We start from the raw sequence: 1,700 nt of genomic DNA on the forward strand, positions 1-1,700 counted from the left end.
ACACCTTTGTAGTTTAACATTCATACGGGTTTGGGTTTTGTCTATATCGGCTGGTAGGTCTGCCACGGCTTTGTCAATGGCATCTATTCGGGTGAGTTTACGATTGGGCTTATCTATTGTACCATCTTTTGGTTTTTTAATCCATAATGTGCCGATTGATGAATTGACACTTTTTAGCCCCATCTCCATCGGCACTTTACTGCGACCACCACCGGCCACTTGATCAGGATTATGCAGAGCGGCTAGCGTGCCCATTATATTATTGGTGGTTTCTTGGGATTTTTGTTTGGCTTCTGTTTTTGACATACCGCTTTTCTTATACCGCTCATTGTAAAGTTCCAGCAAATATTGTTCATATTCTTCTCTCGTCTGTCTCTGATCCAAACCATTGCCACGACCATTTGCCTTAAAGTCATTGCGTGATTGTTCATACTCTGCCACCGTCAAACTGTTAATACCATCTTCTTGGAGTTTTAATTGTCTGTCGGTTTCTTGGTTTAAGTATTCATCTACGGTTAATTTGCTTGAGCCTGGTGGATGATCATTTGCGATATTCATTTTTGCTTGACGTCTAGCATCTCTTGAATTCACTCTTTTAAAACAACCAACTTTTGTTAACCTCATTGATGTTATGGTAATCTTCTGACTCGGTTGTTGGTGCGTTGCTTTTGTGGAAGCATTAGGATTACCGCCAATGTGAATTTCATGCTTAATTCCCCCCATTGCCAAACCTTGTTGAGCAAACAACTCATCTATGCGTGATTGTGTTTGTTCTAGTATTTCATCAATATATTTGTTAATTTGCAAAGCAATGTCATCAATCTGTGTGGCAAGTTGAGTCATTTTCGATTGCAGTGACGTTGGGATATTTTTGTATCCATCTTTTAATTCATAAGAAAATCTATGCAAATATTTCTGAATAGATTCTTTAGCTTTATCTGCATATCCTTGCCAAGGTTTGGTTTGTAGCCATGCAATCGGATTGTCCCCCCAAGGAATCTTATCGCCTGCACCAATACGTCTTAGATATGATTCACAGCTTTCCATAATTTGTTTTAGAGTATTAATATCTTTGACTTCTTTATGTCTAATTATTTTTACCAAAGATTTAAGCACTGAACCAATAAAGGGTATAATGCCAATTGCAGTCAGTGCTAAATTAAACCAATTTTCTAAATTTTCCCTTTCGTTTTCATTTGTTAAAATCAATACATTAGCGATAAAATCCCTAACATCTGACACTTGATCAGCAACAGGAATAATACTGATAAGACTTGATATGATGGTCTGACTAAGGGTTGGAGTTCTATTAAAGTCTCCAATAATTGCACCCCAAGCAAAAGATACCCATTCAGTAATCTTACCCCATACGCCATACAGTCCATTTAATATTTCTACCAAATCAGACATAGCTTCTTCGTGTAATGCTTGCATTTCATTAGTAAGATTACTAAGTCCAGCCTGATTTTTGGAAATACTAACAATGTCAAATAGCCTCTTACCAAGATCACTATCATGGATTAGTTGAACACCAACATTACTACCTAAATATTTTTCTAAGTACTCAGATGATTGATTAAATTCATACTTAATATAATCAGATCTATCATTAAGATTTTGCCAAAAATTTTTATTAAGTTGCTCTATTGCTTTTTCTGTATCATCAGACATTTTTATCTCCTGATTACCGATGGGTAGTT

At 36.3% G+C, this 1,700-nt stretch carries 1 protein-coding gene; it reads right to left on the reverse strand.

Features of this window, described 5'->3' with window-relative positions:
- On the reverse strand, positions 1–1,671 hold a 1,671-nt coding region (locus IM753_RS12720; protein ID WP_227713160.1), incomplete at its 3' end, for a polymorphic toxin type 15 domain-containing protein.
- Positions 1,672–1,700 lie beyond the last annotated feature (29 nt).

Origin of the sequence: Moraxella sp. K127, from assembly GCF_015223095.1 — a bacterium.
In the GTDB taxonomy this organism is placed as follows: domain Bacteria; phylum Pseudomonadota; class Gammaproteobacteria; order Pseudomonadales; family Moraxellaceae; genus Moraxella.